A 17,646-nucleotide genomic window follows, 5' to 3' on the forward strand; every position below is an offset into this window, starting at 1 on the left:
GCATCATGTCCATCGGCATGCGCGGCTGGGCTAAGGAGTTCTGACTAATGGGACTTGGTATAAGGGATTCTCGGGCCCGGACGTGCAGAGTGCGATCTGAGCCGGGCCCGCGCGAATAGCGCTCCCGATGCTCAGTCAGAATATCGAGGAGACCAGGAAGGCGTCCATACTACGCAGAATCCCCGATAAGGGTCATCACGACACTGTAGTTTTACGCACTACGCCCTGACCATCACGAGTCTTTAACCATGACCGATCGGCAATCGGGGACTCGGGAAAATGGACGAACTCTTCATCGGAAGCGCCATTTGTGAAGTGACAGGCGGTGGCGAAATCCTCCTGCCGCGCAGCTTCCGCGAAACCGCACTGGCTCGATCCCCGGACGGCAGGCTGCTGGTCGGAATGCATGAAGAATCGCCTTGCCTCGTCGTCTATGACCGAATCTTCGCAGCCCAGCAGCAATGGGATCTAGAGACACGCCGGACATCCTTCCTGGGCGCAAAGCCCGAGGCGCATTATTCACGCCTGCGCCGCGCCTTCGGGCTGGTCGAGCAGATCGTACTCACGCCGGACGGCATGATCACGTTGGCGCCGCCGATGCGACAATCCGGGCAGATTGGCAGTTCAGCGATGCTGGTTGCGACCGGGCAGCGCTTTGAGATCTGGGATCTCGATCTCGTGCTGGAAAGTGCCGACGCCGACCTCATCGCGCTCGCAACCTTCCACCTCAAGCTTCGCATCGTTGACGAGGAACGCCATGACCCTTCTCTGCACTCTGCTGAATCACGCCGCTGCGCCGTACGTGCAGCACAATCAGGGCTTCGCCTTCAGCATATGCCGGCGATGCGGCCGCGACATGATCCGATCGGTGGAACCGCAAACGACCAACTGGAAGACCGTCCCCAGGGGATTTCGCGTCGTCTGGAGGAGTACTGATATAAATCAATTCAGTAAGCACGGTCTGATGCTCCGCCGACTCGAAAAATGGCCGGACCCCTCCTTGATTTACGATTTTCTATACATAACCGCCGTCACGTTATACTGGAAATTATGTGATTATCTTCATCGTCCTTCCCATCGAAACGAAATAATACTGAAAATCTGAATCTAATAGAATCCAAACGACTCTCGATTCGATCCAGCATATGTCAGAAATGGCCCACGAAAGGCATTTCTATAAACGGCCATAGCCGGGCCAGCCGTCAAACCTTCATTCCGGTTATATTCTCTCCTTTACCTCCTCTCCATGATCTTTTGGCGTTCTGTTTCAAGTCTGTTATCGTCCGTTCTTGAAACGCGCGTTTTGCCCTTGGGAGAGCGGGGCAGATTGCGCGCAGCATCAGGCGGGCGAGCGTGAACGATCAAAGGTCGGAACAGAAAATCGTTTTCGGCCTTATCGCAATGGCCGGTCTGTTCAGCATCTTGTGTTTTGCCGGATGGTGGTTCGACACAGCGGCGCTCAGAACGTTCGGCATTAGCGGATACCCGATGTGGCCGTTGACGGCGGTGGCATATTTCTTCCTCGTCATCGGATTTGGTGCGACGATCCTGCTGCCCCGATTGGCGCCTTTTCTTCTGGCTATTCCCTTGCTCATCGCCGTCTGCGCTCTGGCCGAAGGCTTGGTCCGCATCTCTCTCGGCATCGACACGCTTCTGTTCGCCGATCAGGTCAGTCTGCTACCCGCCGGAAACCCGGGGCGCCCTGAGGTAAACTCGATCGTGACCCTTGGCCTGCTCGGGCTGGCGCTGCTCACTGCCGCGCGCAGAAGCCACGCGGCGACCGAGTTGGCGACCTTGTTCGCCTCGACCGCGTTCTGCTTCGGCTTGGCCTCGGTTGCCTTGTTGCTGCTTGTCACGCCTAGTCATGAAAAGGCGTTGCGGTTTTTCATCGGGCCGCTTCCCGGCAGCCTGACCACCATCACACTCTCGATGGCGTTCCTCCTGTGGCGACACCGCGCCGGATGGATAGCGCTGCTGGCGAACCGACCAGTGCGAAAGCCCGTGGTCTGGCTGCTCCTGCCGGTGGTCATCGCGTTGCCGATCTTGCCGACAGTCATCGCACGCTGGGGCGCGACGCCGGAATCGATCGTCTATCCGGAAAGCGACCTGCTGGCGGCGCTCGCCAATGTCACGATCATCGGCTTGCTGATATGGGTGTCGGTCGATCGCCTCGCGAACCAGCAGGCCGCGCTCAGGGAAATCACAACCGCGCTCGATGTTGCCGCGATCGCCCTGACCAAGCCGGACGGCGAGATCACCCATTGGTCGCGTGGCTGCGAACAGCTTTACGGCTGGTCCGCAGCAGAAGCGATCGGTCGCAAGAAGGATGATCTGCTGCATTCACGTTGGGCGCAGGGCGGCGACGGTGACCGGCCATCTCCGTCAGGCTCGACCGAGCGGGAGCTTGTCGAAACTCGACGCGATCAGGCCGAGATCAGCGTGCTCGAGCGGACCCATGTTCTTGACCGGGCGGATCGCGAACCACTGCTTGTGGTCAAGATGCTCGACATTTCGGACCGGGTGCGTGCCGAAACCGCGCTGCGGGAGAGCGAGGCGCGGCTGGCGATAGCCGCTGAGGCCCAACAGCTCGGTGTATCGCACTGGGATATTGCGAGCGGCCGGCTCGAATGGTCGCCGGGATCGGAGCAGCGGCTTGGCCTCACCCCCGGCAGCCTTGCCACGTTCGCGCAATGGGAGGCGCTGATCGAACCGGCAGATACACAGGGAATCATGGCCAGTGTGGCCCGCGCAGCCGCCAACCATGATAAGCGGATCAGCTTTCAGTATCGCTTCCGCGGCGCAAACGGCGTGATGCGCACAATCGAGGGATCAGCGCGATGCCTCTATGATTCAGCGGGTACCCTCACCACAGTCATCGCCGCCAATATCGACGTCACTGAACGCAAGGAGCGCGAGGCCGCGCAGCAATTGAGGTCGATCATCGACACCGTGCCGGACGCGACCATCGTCATCGACGAAGCCGGGATGATCCGCAGTTTCAGCGCGGCGGCGGAGAGGATGTTCGGCATCGACAGCGACGCCGCGATCGGCTGCAATATCAAACTGCTGATGCCGGATGCCGTCGCGGCGGCGCATGACGACTCGATCGCTCGCTATCTGGTGACGGGCGAGCGACACGCGATCGGCAGTACGCGCGAACTGACAGCGCGCCGCGCTGACGGATCTCTGTTCCCGATCGAGATGAATGTCGGCGAAGCGCGGTTGGGCGAAGAGCGCATCTTTACCGGCGTGATCCGCGACGTTTCCGATCGACTGGCGGCGGAGCAGCGGCTCAACGAACTCAACGCCGAACTCGCCCATATCGGCCGCCAGAGCGCAATGAGCGAACTTGCCGCCGATCTTGCCCATGAATTGAACCAGCCGCTCAGCGCGGCGGCCAATTTCCTCGCCGCTGCGCGGATGCTGATCGAGCGGGGCGAGAATGGCGCCCAGGTCGCCGATCTGTTGCGGATGGGCGAGGAGCAGACATTACGCTCGGGCCAGATCGTCAGGCGGCTGCGTGACTTCCTCACGAAACGCGACAGCGAGTTGCGCCCCGAATCGCTTGGCCTCGTGGTGCGCGAAGCGGTCGCACTGGTCCTGTTCGGGACCGCCCGCTACGATGTCAGGCTCTCCTATCGTCTGGACCCGGCGGCCGACATGATCTTTGCCGATCGCATCCAGGTGCAGCAGGTGATCGTCAATCTGCTCCGAAATGCCGTCGAAGCGATGCGCGACCAGCCGCGGAGTACGCGGGAGATCGTCATCGCCTCGCGGCCGGTCGAGGGCGACATGGTCGAGATTTCGGTGACCGACAGCGGGCCGGGCCTGCCCGATGCGTTGAGCAAAAATCTCTGTTCGCGCTTCGCCACGAGCAAGGGCGGTACTGCGATGGGAGTGGGCCTTTCGATCTCGGTGCGCATCGTCGAGGCCCATGGCGGGTCGCTTGTTGCGGAGAATCGACATGGCCGGGGAGCGGTATTTCGTTTCACCTTGCCCACTTTTGGGGAGATCGGCGCATGATGCGTAATATCTATCTGGTCGATGACGACGACGCGGTGCGGGCATCGCTTCACAGCCTGTTGTCGGTGCAATCGAACCTCGCCATCCGGAGTTTCCGCAGCGGCGACGCATTTCTCGACGATGCCGGTGCGCTCGATCCGGGTGTCTTGCTGCTCGATTTTCACATGCCGGGTTCAAACGGCATTGACGTCCTGGAGGCGCTCGGTCGGACCGATCCGAAGAAATTCGCGTCAGTCGTCCTGACCGGCAAGGGCAATGTCGGGGTGGCCGTGGCGGCGATGAAGGTCGGCGCCCTTGATTTCCTGGAAAAGCCCTATGAAGCCGAAACGCTGCTCCAGGTCATCGAGGCCGCTTTTTCACGGCTAGCGGAGGCCGGCGCATCCACCGCGCAGGCCGAGCAGGCCATGGCCAAGGTCAGCGGGCTTTCTCCACGTGAGCGCGACGTATTGATGGGGTTGATTGAAGGAAAAGCCAACAAGGTGATTGCCTATGAGCTCGATATCAGCCCGCGCACCGTCGAGATTTATCGGGCGAACCTGATGGCCAAGCTTGGCGTGCGAAGCCTGCCCGAGGCGCTTCGCATTGCCTTTGCAGCAGGGTTGATTCCTCACGCCTGAACGAGGAGGCGCTGGCGCATCAACGCATGCCCGACGGCGGAGAGCGCTTCACGGCGATCGACCGCGCACACGCGATCCAGGACGATCTCTTCCGCCCGGTCAGCCAGGATGATGATGCGCACCCATTTTCGACTGTCGAGCAGCAGTTGAAGCGAATCGCCGAGCGATTCCGAATCGACGATGAGAATTTTCGGCGGCGGCGCGATCCGGTCGAGCACCGGATCCCCCGGATCGCCGTCGAGCGTCACGACGCTTTCCCCGGCGAGCGACAGCCGCGCGATCAGCGCGCTCCGCAACCCGGTGTCCCGCGCGATCAAGACGAGCAATTCCCGTGAGGCCATGAAGCCGATCCCGATGTGCAGAACTTCCCCGCGAAAAGGCTATTGGACCAGGTTCATCCGTCTGCTCCGGGGAAACACGTAGACGGTTCTGGATCGTGATTCGAGACCAGTGAAGGATCGCATACACTGCTTATCGCACGGTTGCGCTCATCCTATGTAGTTTCCGCAATATCGGTGCCGGCAGCGATTCCGACCGCCCGCCCCGTCGAGGAACCCGCAATGGCGACCCGCGCTACAGAATGATCCTGAACAAGGCGCCGCCCGCATCGCCGTCGACAATGTCGATCGAGCCACCGTGCGCGACCACCACCTGTCGCGCGAGGTTGAGACCTACGCCGGTGCCTTCAGCGCGCGTGGTGAAGAAAGGCAGGAAGATGTCGCGGCGCAGATTGGCGGGAACGCCCGCACCGCTGTCCTCGACCTCGATCCAGAGATGCCCGCCCACATTGGTGAAGCCGAGCCGCACCCAAGCGTCCGAGGTGCCGCGCAACGCAGCCTGGGCGGCATTGCGCAGGAGATTGATCAACACCTGCGCGAGCAGGTCGGGATCGGCATCGAGGGCAAGGTCATGCTGGGCCTCGAGCGTCAGCGGCACCGCCGGCCATTCGGCTGCGAACAGCTTCGCGAGTTCGTCCGCAAACGGCGCCACGGCGAAACGACGCCGCCGCAGCACCGGCGCGTGCGATACGGCACGATAGCTGTCGATGAAGTGGCGCAACCCCTCGGCGCGGCGGGCCAGCGTGGTCACTGCGATCCGTGCATCCGGCACGTCGGGCGGTTCGGCGTCGAGCAGCGTCGCTGCGGTGTCCGCAAGCGAGGTGACCGGGGTGAGCGAATTGAGGATCTCATGGGTCAGCACGCGAACCAGATCGGTCTGCGCCGCCATCTCGATCGTGTCGAGCGCGCCCTGGACCGGCTCGACCGTCACCGCACGGATATGCAGGCCAAGCCGTTCGAGCGAAGCCGAGCGCACGATTGCACGTTGCGGGCCGCCGGGCATGCGCAGGATCAGCACTTCCTGATGCGCCTCGCCCTCGCCGCCGAGCCGCGCGGCGAGGGTTGCGCCGTAGACGGCGAAATCCTCTGGCCGCACGCCGTCATGGCGGTTGAACAGGCGTCGCGCGGCCTTGTTGGCGGGGGCGACGCCGTGCGCCGCATCGACCGTCAGCAGAGCGACCGGCACGTCGTCGACCAGCGCCTCGAGATAGCGCAGCTCGCGCGCCGAACGGTCGCGCTCCGCCTGGAGCCCGCGCATCGCGCCGTTGAACGCATCGCCCAGCGCAGCGAAGCCCGCGCCGCCGTGCCCGTCGAACCGGGCGGCGAAATCGCCATGGCCGAGCGCCTCGATGAAGCGCGCAATAGTGCGATTGGTCCGGTCGATGTGCCGCCACAACCCTGCGCCCATGGCACCGACGATCAGCCCGGCAAGGATCCGCGCTGCGGCCAGCCCGTCTGTCTCCAGCGACCAGATAAAGCCGACGAGCGCCACGAACAGCGCTGCGATCCAGGCCGCCAGCACCAGGGTGAAGCGCCGGTCAAAGCCCATGCTTCTCCATCCGCCGATAGAGCGCTGCCCGCGACAGGCCGAGCTCGGTCGCTGCCATCGAGATGTTGTAGCCGTGCTTCTTCAGCGCTTCCTCGACGAGCCGGCGCTCGACACGTTCGAGATTGAATTCGGTAGCGACCGGCGCGACCACTGCCTCGGGCGCGACCCGCGGCGTCACTGTGCCGAGCGGAAAATCCTCAGCCTCGAGCGGCGCGTCGCCGGCGAGGATCACCGCGCGCTCGATGGCGTGGCGCAACGCGCGGACATTGCCGGGCCAGTCATGCGCGCTGAGTGCCGCGCGGGCGCCCGTGCTCAACACCGGTGCTCGCCGGTTGTAGCGCCGCGCATAATGATCGAGAAAGTGGTCGACCAGCGCAGCAACATCCTCGCGGCGATCGCGCAAAGGCGGCAGCTCGATCTCGACGGTGTTGAGCCGGAACAACAGGTCCTGCCGGAAATGGCGATCGTCGCGCATCGTCTGGGGCGTCATGTTGGTCGCCGCGATCACCCGGATATCGACCGGGATCGGACGGTTGGCACCGACCGGGGTGACCTGGCGCTGCTCGAGCACGGTCAGCAATTTGGGCTGGAGATGAAGCGGCAGATTGCCGATCTCGTCGAGGAACAGGGTGCCGCCATCGGCCGCCTGGATCCGGCCAATGCGATCGGCCCGGGCATCAGTAAAGGCACCCTTCACGTGGCCGAAGAGCTCGGAATCGATCAGCTCGGTCGCGATCGCGCCGAGATCGACGGTCAGCATCGGCTGGCGCGCACGGAGCGACTGGGCGTGGAGCGCGCGCGCGACGATCTCCTTCCCGGTGCCATTTTCGCCAAGCACCAGCACATTCGCCTCGGTCGGTGCAGCGCGCGCGATCAGGGAATGCACTCGGGCCATGGCGGCCGACCTGCCGATCAGCGGCGTATTGGCGCCCGGCGCCGGATCAGTGATCGCAACCACCCGCGCTTTCTCGACCGCGACCGCGCGGCGCGAGCGGCGCAGCGACGCGGCCGTCCTGACCGTCGCCACCAGCCGTTCGTTCGACCAGGGCTTGGAGACGAAATCGGTCGCGCCGCGCTTCATTGCCTCGACCGCGACATTCACCCCCGCATGCGCGGTGATCATCACCACGATCAGCTCCGGGTCAATCGCGAGCAGCCGGTCGAGCCAGGCAAGGCCCTCAGCCGCATCGGTCGCGCCGCGCGCGAAATTGGCGTCGAGCAGAACGACGTCGGCTGATCGCCCGGCGATCGCCGCAATCGCCTCGTCGGGCGCGCGCGCCGTGACGATCTCAGTGAACTGGCTGCGCAGCAACAGCCGCGCGGCGGTGAGGATATCCTCATCGTCGTCAACCACGACACACAGGTCGAACTCAGCCGTTTTCCCCATTGACCGCTCCCGTACATTCAGCGTGCGGAATCGGACAGTCAATTTCCGTGCCAGTCTGGCAGGATTCGACGAACACCCCGCAAATCCGCCGATTTCTCCATTTGGCATGCGCCATGCTGAACCGGACATTGCCAACCGGCACAGAAAGGAACCATGTCATGAACCGCACCTGGAAGACTCAATTCGTCAGTGTCATCGGCGCCTTTGCCGCGATGATCTGCCTGACTATCGCCGCGACGACCCCGCTCGCGAACGCAGCTGCCTTCGTTCCCGGTCTCGCCGCATGAGGCAAATCCGCGTCCGGTTCCGAACGCACGTGTCCGGAACCGGACAGTCAGAGGCGTCATGTCGATGAATGGCCCCCGCGCCTGGACTGGCACGCGGCTTGCTGAGCCGACCCCGATCAGGGGAATGCCGATGAGCGTCGTATCAATGAAAGGCGAGGAAACGGGCGATCGCCCCGTCACCGGCAGCGGGATGGACCGCACCGTGGAGACGCGCCGCCTGTCGCGACGCACGAAGATCGCGCTCGGCGTCGCCGGCCTGGTCGCCATCCTGCTCGTTTTCTGGTTTTTCGCGCCGCGCGCCGGATCGCAGACCGTCGCCGCCGACCGGCTGACGATCTCGCAGGTCCGCACCGGGACCTTCGAGGATTTCATCCCGCTTCGCGCCCGCGTCACCCCCCTCCTCACCGTCTATCTCGATGCGATCGAAGGTGGCCGGGTCGAGAAGGTGATCGCCGAGGATGGCACGATGCTCGCCAAGGGCCAGCCGATCGTGGTGCTCTCGAATGCCGAGCTCCAGCTCTCGACGCTCGCGCGCCAGACCGAGGTCGAGCAGCAGATCAACAATATGCGCAGCCAGGAACTGGCGCTGGCCCAGACCCGGCTTTCCAACGAGCGCGCGGTGCTCGATGCCGGCCTCGCCGCCGCAAAGGCGAAGCGCCAGTACGACCTCGAAGCGCCGCTCGCGCAGCGCGGCTTCGTGTCGGGCAAGCAGTTCAACGATACCCGCGACGAATATCAATATGAGCAGCAGCGCATCGCCGTCGTCCGCCGCAGCCAGGCGACCGACGAGCGGCTCCAGGCAAGCCAGCTCGCCCAGCAGCGTGCCTCCGCTGCGTCGATGCAGTCGAGCCTCGAACTCGCCCGCGCCAATCTCGATGCGCTCAATTTGCGCGCACCGGTCGCCGGCCAGCTTTCCGGCTTCTCGATCCAGATCGGCCAGTCGCTCCAGCGCGGCGAGCGGATCGGCCAGATCGACTCACCCGGCCGCAACAAGCTGATGGCGGGCGTCGACGAATTCTATCTCGGCCGGGTCCAGCTCGGCCAGAAGGCGCGCGTCGACTGGGGCGGCAAGCTCTATGCGGCCAAGGTCACCAAGATCTATCCCCAGGTCCAGAACGGCCAGTTCCAGGTCGACCTGCAATTCACCGGTGCCGAGCCAGTCAATATCCAGCGCGGCCAGACCCTCCAGGCCAAGCTCACCCTTGGCGATCCCGCCCCTGCCCGGCTGATCCCGGCCGGCGCCTTCTACAACGAGACCGGCGGCAACTGGGTGTTCGTCGTCTCGCCCGACGGCAAGAGCGCAGTGAAGCGGATGGTCAGGCTCGGGCGCCGCAACCCGGATTCGATCGAAGTGCTCGAAGGGCTCGACCCCGGCGAGCGGGTCATCACCTCTCCCTATACCGGTTTCGCCGACAAGGACCGGCTCGACCTCACAGCAAAGGAATGAACATGCTCGAGATGCGCGCGCTTTCGCGGGTCTACCGCACCGACACGATCGAGACGACCGCGCTCGATGCGATCGACCTCGATATCGCTGACGGCGAGTTCGTCGCGGTGATGGGCCCGTCGGGCTGCGGCAAATCGACCCTGCTCAACCTGATGGGCATGCTCGATAGCCCGTCGAACGGCTCCTATGTGTTCAACGGCACCGAGGTCGCCGGGCTGAGCGAGAACCGGCTCGCCGAATTCCGCAAGGCGAATATCGGCTTCATCTTCCAGAGCTTCAATCTGGTCGACGAATTGTCGGTACGCGAGAATGTCGAGCTTGCCCTGCTCTATCACAATGTGCCCGCCGCCGAACGCAAGCGCCGCACCGATGTGGTGATGGACCGGGTCGGCATCGCGCACCGCGCCCGCCACCGGCCAAGCCAGCTTTCGGGCGGTCAGCAGCAGCGCGTGGCCGTCGCCCGCGCGCTGGTCGCCGAGCCGAAGCTGATCCTCGCCGACGAGCCGACCGGCAACCTCGACACCAACCATGGCGAGGAGGTGATGCGCATGCTCCAGCAACTCAACGCCGAGGGCTCGACGATCGTGATGGTCACCCACTCGCCGGCGCATGCCGATTACGCCGGCCGGGTCGTCAACATGCTCGACGGCCGCATCCTGCAACAGCACCGCCGCGCCGCCTGACGCCTGTATATCCCGAGGAGACCAGCTATGTGGCGCAATTACATGACCGTCGGCGTCCGCGCTCTCGCCAAGAACCGGGCCTATGCAGCGATCAACATCGCCGGCCTTGCGCTCGGCATCGCCGCGTGCCTGCTGATCCTCGGCTTCGTCCGCTACGAGTTCAGCTATGACGGCTGGCTGCCCGATGCCGACCGCACCTTCGAGCTGCAGGATTTCTACCACGCCACCAAGGAAGGCGGCGAGGAGATGAAGCTGCAGGTGACGAGCTTCGCCGCAGGCGCCGCGCTCAAGAAGGATTTCCCGCAGGTCGAACAGGCGATCTACGTCAAGAGCAGCAATGCAGTCGTCCTCAAGGATGGCCAGCCCTCCACGATCGAGAACGGCCTGTTCTCGGACGGGCCGCTTTTCACCCTTCTGCAGGTGCCGTTCATCTATGGCGATCCGGCTCATGCGCTCGACGATCCGCATTCGCTTGCGCTCAACGAAACCGAGGCGAAGAAGCTGTTCGGCACCGGCAATCCGATCGGCAGGACGGTAACCCTGGCCGCTGGCGACCTGATGACCGATTACCGCGTCACCGGCGTCTATCGCGACCTGCCCAAGAACACGTCGCTGGCGATGAACATGGTCGCGCGGTTCGATCCGCAGAGCTTTTTCGCGAAGGTTCCCGCCATGCTCACCAGCTGGAACAACCAGGGCGGCTATTATTTCGTCCGCCTCCGCCCCGGCACGGATGTGAACGCGATCAACGCTGCGCTCCCTGCCTGGGAGAAGCGCAACATCCCCGACGAGGATGACGGCACCCGCAAGACCAATGCCGGCGACAATCAGGACTGGAAGCTGACCAATATCCGCGACATCCATCTCGGCGAGGCGCAGATGGCGGGGATGCGGGCGGGCAATGATCGCGGCACGATCATCACCTTCGCGATCATCGCGCTGCTGATCCTCGGCATGGCGTGCGTGAACTTCACCAACCTGGCCACCGCCCGCGCGACGCAGCGCGCTCGCGAGGTGGCGCTGCGCAAGGTGCTCGGCGCGACGCGGCGGCAGCTCATCACCCAGTTCATCGGCGAATCGATCCTGCTCGCCGGGATCGCGATGCTGGTCGCGCTGGCGCTGGTCGAGCTCACCCTGCCCGCCCTCAATGCCTTCCTGAAAGCCGATATCGCGCTGCATTATTTCGCGCTCGACGGGCTGATTCTGCCGGTGATCGGCCTGACCCTGGTCGTCGGCCTGGCCGGCGGCGTCTATCCGGCGCTGGTCCTGTCGCGCTTCGAGCCCGCACGCGTGCTCAAGGCCAACAAGTCAGCCGCCGATGCCGAAGGCTCGGGGCGGCTGCGCAACATCCTGGTCGTCGGCCAGTTCGCTGTCTCGATCGGGCTGATCATCTGCACGGCGATCGTCTACGCCCAGACCGTCTATGCGCGAACCAGCGACGCCGGCTACCGGCGCGACGGGCTGATCCAGATCGGCAATATCAGCCGGCCGCAGGTGGAGCGGGTTGCGCGCTCGCTAATGGAGGAGATCCGGCGCGTGCCGGGGGTCACCGCAGTCGCGCGCTCGACCATCTCGGTTGACCCCGGCAACAACTCGGTCACCACCGCCAACCTGCCCGGCAGTTCCAATCCGGTCGCGCTCGGCGCCTATGGCGCCGACCCCGATTTCTTCAAGGCGATGGGCATGCGCCTGATTGCCGGCCGCACCTTTTCGGAAAACCAGCCCCGCGACGACGCGACCACCCCCCAGCCGACCGTCCCCGAGGCCGAACGTGCGCTGGTCCAGCGCGGCGTGAACGTCATCCTGAGCGAGGACGCGGCGCGGCGGCTCGGTTTCGTCGACCCGCAAAGCGCAATGGGCAAGATGATCATGATCGGCCTGACGCAGCCCGAATATGGCCAGGTGCCGGCGAGCGTGATCGGCATCGTCAGCGATGCCCGCTTTCGCTCGGCCCGTGATCCGCTCCAGCCGATCTTCTATTTCTATCAGACCAACAGCTATTTCAACATGGCGGTGCGTTTCCAGGGCGCCGCGCCCAAGGCAGTCTATGACCGGATCGAGACGATCTGGAAGCATCAGGTTCCCGATATCCCGTTCTCGGCCAAGTTCGTCGATGACGTCGTCCGCGACCTCTACAATGCCGACGAAGCGCGGGCCGAACTGTTCGGGATGTTCGCCATCCTCGCTGTGGTGATCGGATGCCTCGGCCTGTTCGGGCTCGCCGCCTTCACCGCCGAGCGGCGCACGAAGGAGATCGGCATCCGCAAGGTGCTCGGCGCGCGGACCCGCGATATCCTCAGGCTGCTTGTCTGGCAGTTCAGCCGGCCGGTGCTGATCGCCAACCTGATCGCCTGGCCGATCGCCTGGTGGGTGATGCGCGGCTGGCTCAACGGCTTCGACAGCCGGATCAGCCTTACGCCGGCGCCGTTCCTGTCGGCCGGGCTGCTTGCGATGCTGATCGCGATCGTGACGATATCGGCCCATGCCTGGCGGGTCGCGCGCACCAGCCCGATCCGCGCGCTGCGTTACGAATGAGAGGAGTCACGGCGGGCCCATTTCCCTCGGCCCGCCGGAGCATCCGGTGACTGGCGTCACCGCTGTCGAGGCGCGAGTCGCGTCGCCGGAATCGCAAAAAGCTGGCTGATCCTGGCTGATAATCGCGAATATTTATTTTGCTGGCTGTTATGTTGGAGCCCGCACCAGGATTTTCAGCCTGATGTCAGGCGTTTGCAACCGGGCTGGCTGTTATCCAATAACAGCCAGGTAACAGCCAGGTAACAGCCAGCTATCAGCCAGCCCCGATCGTTCACCTGATTCACGCTGAGAAAGAGCAGGACGGAGCGCTCGGGGGGAAGCGTTCCGTCCGGTCCCACCCTGGCAGGGCCTGTCGTCATGTTGAATCGAGGGTAGCGCGCGGGTCAGATCGACGCGACGAACCCTTCGAGGAAATGCCCCAGCTTCGCCCGCACCGCCTCGTCAGTGAGGTTGCCCTCCGCATCGAACGCCTCGCTGGCCTTCGAGACCATCAGCCGGCCGCCGGTCCACAGCTCGGCACCAAGCGTCCGCAGCGTCGGGAGCCAGGCATTTTGCGAGAGGATCGTGCCGAAATTGCCCGGCGACGCGCCGATCATCGCGACCGGCTTGCCGCCGAACACGCGCTGGATGTCCGAGCCCGGGCGCGACAGCCAGTCGATCGCGTTCTTGAACACGCCGGGCACGCCATTGTTATACTCGGGCGTGACCATCAGCAGGCCATCGGCGGCAGCGATCGCGTCCTTGACGACAGTGACCGGCGCCGGGATGCCCTCGGCTTCGATATCGGCATTGTAGAGCGGAAACGCGTGGATCGAATGGATCGCGAGCTCAGCCCCCGCCGGCATCGCCGCCTGCGCCGCTCGCAACAGGCCGGCATTATAGGAATGCCGGCGAAGACTCCCCGAAATGCCGACCAGTTGCATATCAGCGCTCGCCGTCGACGAGCCGCTCGATGCCGAGCGGATTGGCCTGCTTCAACGCGTCGGGGAGGAGATCGTCAGGCAGATCCTGATAGGATACCGGGCGCAGGAAGCGATTGATCGCGAGGCTGCCGACCGAGGTCGAGCGGCCGTCCGCGGTCGACGGGTACGGCCCGCCATGGACCATCGCATGGGCGACCTCGACCCCGGTGCCAAAGCCGTTGACGAGGATCCGGCCGACCTTGCGTTCGAGATGCGGGATCAGCTTGCGCGCCTCGGGATAATCACCCTCGACGATATGGATAGCGGCGGTGAGCTGGCCTTCGAGATGATCGACCACGTCGGCAATTGTCGCGAGATCGGGGCAGCGCACGACCAAGGAGGCAGCGCCGAAAATCTCGTCCTGAAGCTCGTGATGGGCGAGGAAATCAGCTGCGGTGGTCACGAACAGACCGGCCTGGCCCTGGCAATTATGCCCCGGCTTGCCCCGCGCCACTGTCTCGACGGCATCATGCGCGCCGATCGCCTCGACGCCGGTACGATAGGCCTTGGCGATGCCCGGGGTGAGCATCGTCGCCGCCGGCATGTCGCCGAGCGCCGCCGCCGCCGTGCCGATAAAGGTGTCGAGGTCGTCGCCCTCGATACCGAGCACCAGGCCGGGATTGGTGCAGAACTGCCCTGCGCCCAGGGTGAGCGAGCCGACAAATGCCTTGGCGGTCGCCTCGGCCTTGGCGACGAGCGCGCCCGGGAAGAGGATGACCGGGTTGATCGAGCTCATCTCGGCATAGACCGGGATCGGCTCCGGGCGGTCCTGCGCGATCTTCATCAGCGCCGTGCCGCCGCCGCGCGAACCGGTGAAGCCCGCTGCCTTGATCCGTCGGTCAGCGACCAGCCCCTGGCCGATCGAGCGGCCCGAATCGAACAGCAGCGAGAAGACGCCCTCGGGCAGGCCGCAATCAGCGACCGCCTTCTGGACGGCGCGGCCGACCAGCTCCGAGGTGCCGGGATGCGCGCTGTGCGCCTTGGCGACGACCGGGCAGCCGGCGGCAAGCGCAGAGGCCGTGTCACCGCCGGCAACCGAGAAGGCGAGCGGGAAGTTGGAGGCGCCGAACACAGCGACCGGGCCGAGCGCTATGTTGCGCAGGCGCAGATCGGGCCGCGGCGCCGGCTGGCGATCGGGCTGCGCAGGATCGATCCGCACATCGAGATAGCGGCCGGCGCGGACGACGCCGGCGAACAATTTGAGCTGGCCGCAGGTGCGCCCGCGCTCGCCCTCGATCCGGCCGCGCGGCAGGCCGGTCTCGGCCATGGCGCGCTCGACCAGTTCGTCGCCGATCGCCATGATGTTGGCGGCGATCGTCTCGAGGAAAGTCGCGCGCAGCTCGGGCGACGTCTCGCGATAGGTGTCGAAGGCGGCATCGGCGAGCGCGCAGGCAGCGTCGAGATCCTCGAGCGTCGCGCCGCCGAAGCTCGGCTCCATCGTTTCGCCGCTGTCGGCGTTGATCGCGCGAATCTCGCCCGATGTTCCGCGCACCGCGCGCGCGCCGATGAGCAATTCGCCGTTGATCGTCATGGTCATGGTCTCCCTGAAGCGTTTTCGCCCTGGCCGGAACCATGGCTCGAAAAAACGCGGCAATTGAAAATCTGAGGCGCTGTTAGCGCTACCGTGGCTGTGAAGATAGTTATTGTGGCACCGGGTTCGAAGGGGGACGGCACAAGGAATCGAGCATTTTCGAAACATTCTCGACCGGCGTGGGCGCGAGCCCCTTCGCCTGCATCTGCTGCCATTTCGGCGGAGCGGGCGGCAGCGACGGATTCACGTCGGCCGCAAAGACCGGATCGGACTCCGCCTCAGCCAACGTGCCGAACTCGAACCCCTCGCTGCGATATTGCGCGAGCAGCCGGGGCAGCATGCGCGCGTCGAGCGCGCCGAGATGCATCAACAGCACATAGGGAATGTCATGGCCGTACAGCGCCCGGGCATCCTTGCGGGTTGCGGCGGCGGTCTCGGCGGCAGCCCTGAGATAGCTGGTCTCGAGCGTCGCAATCGCCGCCTTGTCCCCCGCCGCGACGCAGCGCGCATAGGGCTCGTTCCACATATAATCGCCAAAGCTCATCGTGACCTGAGCGATGCGATAGCCGCGCGCGGCAAGCGCCTTGCGGACTTCCATGCGCTTCGCCGGATCATCCCCCTCGGCGAGGAAGGGATAGCGGAACCAGTGAAAGTCGGCGCCCTTCATCAGCGGCGCGATCAGGGCCTCGGTGTGGTCGATATCAGCGAGATAGTCGGCGACGCTGACCTGGTTGAGGTTGAGATGCGACCAGCCATGATTGCCGAGCGGAAGCCCGGCCGCCCGCCACAGATCGAGCACCGGCGCCGAGGCCGGCTCGGGGATGGTCTGGTTGCCGTTGACGAAGCCATAGACTTTGCCGACGCGTGCGTCCCTGAACGCCTTGATCGCCTTTTGCGCGATCTCGACCCGGGTCGTGTCAGGCGGCAGCGCGCTGTGCGCGGGCAGATCGTCGAACGTGAGCACGATCACCGGCTTCGCCTCGCGCGCCGCGGCCGGCGCGGCGAGCAAAGCGATCAGCGCGAGAGCAACCGCGCCCCTCACCGGAACAGCTCCAGCGGGATCGCATCCGCCATGGCGCGATACCCCGCCGCCGAGGGATGAAGGTGATCGCCCGAATCATACATCGCTTTCATCCTCATCGGATTGGCCGGATCGCGCGTGACGGCGTCGAAATCAACCACCGCATCGAAATTGCCGGGGGTGCGAATCCAGCGGTTGATCGCCTGGCGATCGGCCTCATTGGCTGCATCGGGGTGATAATATTCCGATCCGCCATAAGGCAGGATCGTCGCACCGATCGCCTTGATCCCACTGCCGCGCGCGCGTGCGACCATCTGCCGGTACGAGCCGATGATCCGGGCGACGAGGCGGGCATGCGCGTCCGCACTTTGCAGCGCCTCGCGGGTGAAGGTGCCGAGATCGTTCACGCCTTCGAGGATGATCAGGTAGCGCACGCCGGTCTGCGCGATCACGTCGCGATCGAACCGGGCGAGCGCATTGGGGCCGAGCCCGTCGAGCAGCAGCCGCCCGCCGCCGATGCCGTGATTGAGCACCGCGACATTGCGCGTCGCTGGCGACGCCTGGAGCCGGTCAGCGAGGCGGTCAGGCCAGCGATCGTCGCCATTGGTGGTGGCGCCGTGGCCGTCAGTGATCGAATCGCCGAGCGTCACGACGGCGCGCGCGCCTGCCGGGGCAGCAACCTCGACACCGGCAAGCTCGAACCAGTGCTCGACCTTCTTCGCATCGGCCAGGTCAGGCGCCGCGACCTGATTGCCATGGACATACCAGGAGGTTGCGCGGGAACCTGGGTGGCTGGTCTGGCCTTTGGGGGCGTCGGGCAGATGGATCGTCACCGCCAGGCTGGTGAGCGCGGGGACCGGGAAGGCAACCGGATCAGACAGGTAGCTCGCCCCCGCCGGGATCGTCACCCCGGCCTGGCCGTCAAAGGTCAGCGCATGGTCGCTGGCCGGCTTGATCCGCGCGGTATCGCGCGCCGCCGACAGCGCGATATGCGCCGCGTCGATTCGCAGGGGCGCCGTACCGAAGGCGTTGGAAACCATCACCCTGAGGCGCGGCCCGCCGACGCTGACCCGGACGATCTGGCGGAGCGTGGCGTCGGTCAGGTCGGCATCGGGCAGGGTGTTGCGATCCTCGGGGATCTGCTGCGACGATGCCCAGCTCCGCACCCAGGTATCGCGGGGCGCGGGCGCGGCCGATCCGGCCACAGCAATGCAGCACAGGGCCGTGAGGGCGATCACGCGCTTGTACAGGATCATCGACAGCTCT

The 17,646-nt window shown here is 64.9% G+C and carries 14 protein-coding genes; 7 read left to right on the forward strand and 7 right to left on the reverse strand.

The window, feature by feature from the left end; genetic code table 11:
- The first annotated feature begins 279 nt into the window (after positions 1-279).
- The 3 genes from ABD050_RS18485 to ABD050_RS18495 all read left to right on the forward strand — a co-directional run bounded on the left by ABD050_RS18485 (position 280) and on the right by ABD050_RS18495 (position 4,640).
- The gene (locus ABD050_RS18485) at positions 280-936 is read left to right on the forward strand and encodes a division/cell wall cluster transcriptional repressor MraZ (protein WP_343890968.1); all 657 of its coding nucleotides are present in this window, start codon (positions 280-282) and stop codon (positions 934-936) included.
- Between the two features lie 552 nt (positions 937-1,488).
- A complete protein-coding gene (locus ABD050_RS18490; protein ID WP_343890969.1) occupies positions 1,489-4,023 on the forward strand; it encodes a PAS domain S-box protein in 2,535 nt (844 codons plus the stop codon).
- On the forward strand, positions 4,020-4,640 hold the full coding sequence (locus ABD050_RS18495) for a response regulator transcription factor (protein WP_343890970.1): 621 nt from the start codon (positions 4,020-4,022) through the stop codon (positions 4,638-4,640). The genes ABD050_RS18490 and ABD050_RS18495 overlap by 4 nt, the downstream gene beginning before the upstream one ends.
- Here the strand turns inward: ABD050_RS18495 and ABD050_RS18500 are convergent.
- The 3 genes from ABD050_RS18500 to ABD050_RS18510 all read right to left on the reverse strand — a co-directional run bounded on the left by ABD050_RS18500 (position 4,631) and on the right by ABD050_RS18510 (position 7,914).
- Positions 4,631-4,981 (reverse strand): hypothetical protein, encoded by a 351-nt coding sequence (locus ABD050_RS18500; RefSeq protein ID WP_343890971.1) that lies wholly within the window; start codon positions 4,979-4,981, stop codon positions 4,631-4,633. The two genes, ABD050_RS18495 and ABD050_RS18500, sit on opposite strands and share 10 nt — an antisense overlap.
- A gap of 232 nt (positions 4,982-5,213) precedes the next feature.
- On the reverse strand, positions 5,214-6,527 hold the full coding sequence (locus tag ABD050_RS18505) for a sensor histidine kinase (protein ID WP_343890972.1): 1,314 nt from the start codon (positions 6,525-6,527) through the stop codon (positions 5,214-5,216).
- A complete protein-coding gene (locus ABD050_RS18510; RefSeq protein WP_343890973.1) occupies positions 6,517-7,914 on the reverse strand; it encodes a sigma-54-dependent transcriptional regulator in 1,398 nt (465 codons plus the stop codon). The genes ABD050_RS18505 and ABD050_RS18510 overlap by 11 nt, the downstream gene beginning before the upstream one ends.
- A 158-nt stretch (positions 7,915-8,072) precedes the next feature.
- On the opposite strand from ABD050_RS18510, the gene ABD050_RS18515 reads away from it, so the two are divergent.
- From ABD050_RS18515 to ABD050_RS18530, 4 genes are all read left to right on the forward strand, one after another.
- Positions 8,073-8,201 (forward strand): hypothetical protein, encoded by a 129-nt coding sequence (locus ABD050_RS18515; protein WP_343890974.1) that lies wholly within the window; start codon positions 8,073-8,075, stop codon positions 8,199-8,201.
- A gap of 130 nt (positions 8,202-8,331) precedes the next feature.
- The gene (locus ABD050_RS18520) at positions 8,332-9,648 is read left to right on the forward strand and encodes an efflux RND transporter periplasmic adaptor subunit (protein WP_343890975.1); all 1,317 of its coding nucleotides are present in this window, start codon (positions 8,332-8,334) and stop codon (positions 9,646-9,648) included.
- 2 nt (positions 9,649-9,650) lie between these two features.
- The gene (locus ABD050_RS18525; protein ID WP_343890976.1) at positions 9,651-10,331 is read left to right on the forward strand and encodes an ABC transporter ATP-binding protein; all 681 of its coding nucleotides are present in this window, start codon (positions 9,651-9,653) and stop codon (positions 10,329-10,331) included.
- A gap of 27 nt (positions 10,332-10,358) precedes the next feature.
- Entirely contained in the window at positions 10,359-12,866 is a 2,508-nt protein-coding gene (locus ABD050_RS18530; RefSeq protein ID WP_343890977.1) for an ABC transporter permease, read from the forward strand.
- A gap of 383 nt (positions 12,867-13,249) precedes the next feature.
- Here ABD050_RS18530 and ABD050_RS18535 read toward each other — a convergent pair whose 3' ends face one another.
- From ABD050_RS18535 to ABD050_RS18550, 4 genes are all read right to left on the reverse strand, one after another.
- Entirely contained in the window at positions 13,250-13,789 is a 540-nt protein-coding gene (locus ABD050_RS18535; RefSeq protein WP_343890978.1) for an NADPH-dependent FMN reductase, read from the reverse strand.
- Between the two features lies 1 nt (position 13,790).
- Positions 13,791-15,359: an aldehyde dehydrogenase (NADP(+)) gene (locus ABD050_RS18540; protein ID WP_343890979.1), complete on the reverse strand. Its 1,569-nt coding sequence runs from the start codon at positions 15,357-15,359 to the stop codon at positions 13,791-13,793.
- A 109-nt stretch (positions 15,360-15,468) separates the two neighbouring features.
- On the reverse strand, positions 15,469-16,401 hold the full coding sequence (locus tag ABD050_RS18545) for a polysaccharide deacetylase family protein (protein WP_343890980.1): 933 nt from the start codon (positions 16,399-16,401) through the stop codon (positions 15,469-15,471).
- Entirely contained in the window at positions 16,398-17,636 is a 1,239-nt protein-coding gene (locus ABD050_RS18550) for an SGNH/GDSL hydrolase family protein (RefSeq protein WP_343890981.1), read from the reverse strand. The genes ABD050_RS18545 and ABD050_RS18550 overlap by 4 nt, the downstream gene beginning before the upstream one ends.
- Between the last annotated feature and the right edge of the window lie 10 nt (positions 17,637-17,646).

Origin of the sequence: Sphingomonas oligophenolica (assembly GCF_039522915.1) — a bacterium.
GTDB classification, from domain to species: domain Bacteria; phylum Pseudomonadota; class Alphaproteobacteria; order Sphingomonadales; family Sphingomonadaceae; genus Sphingomonas; species Sphingomonas oligophenolica.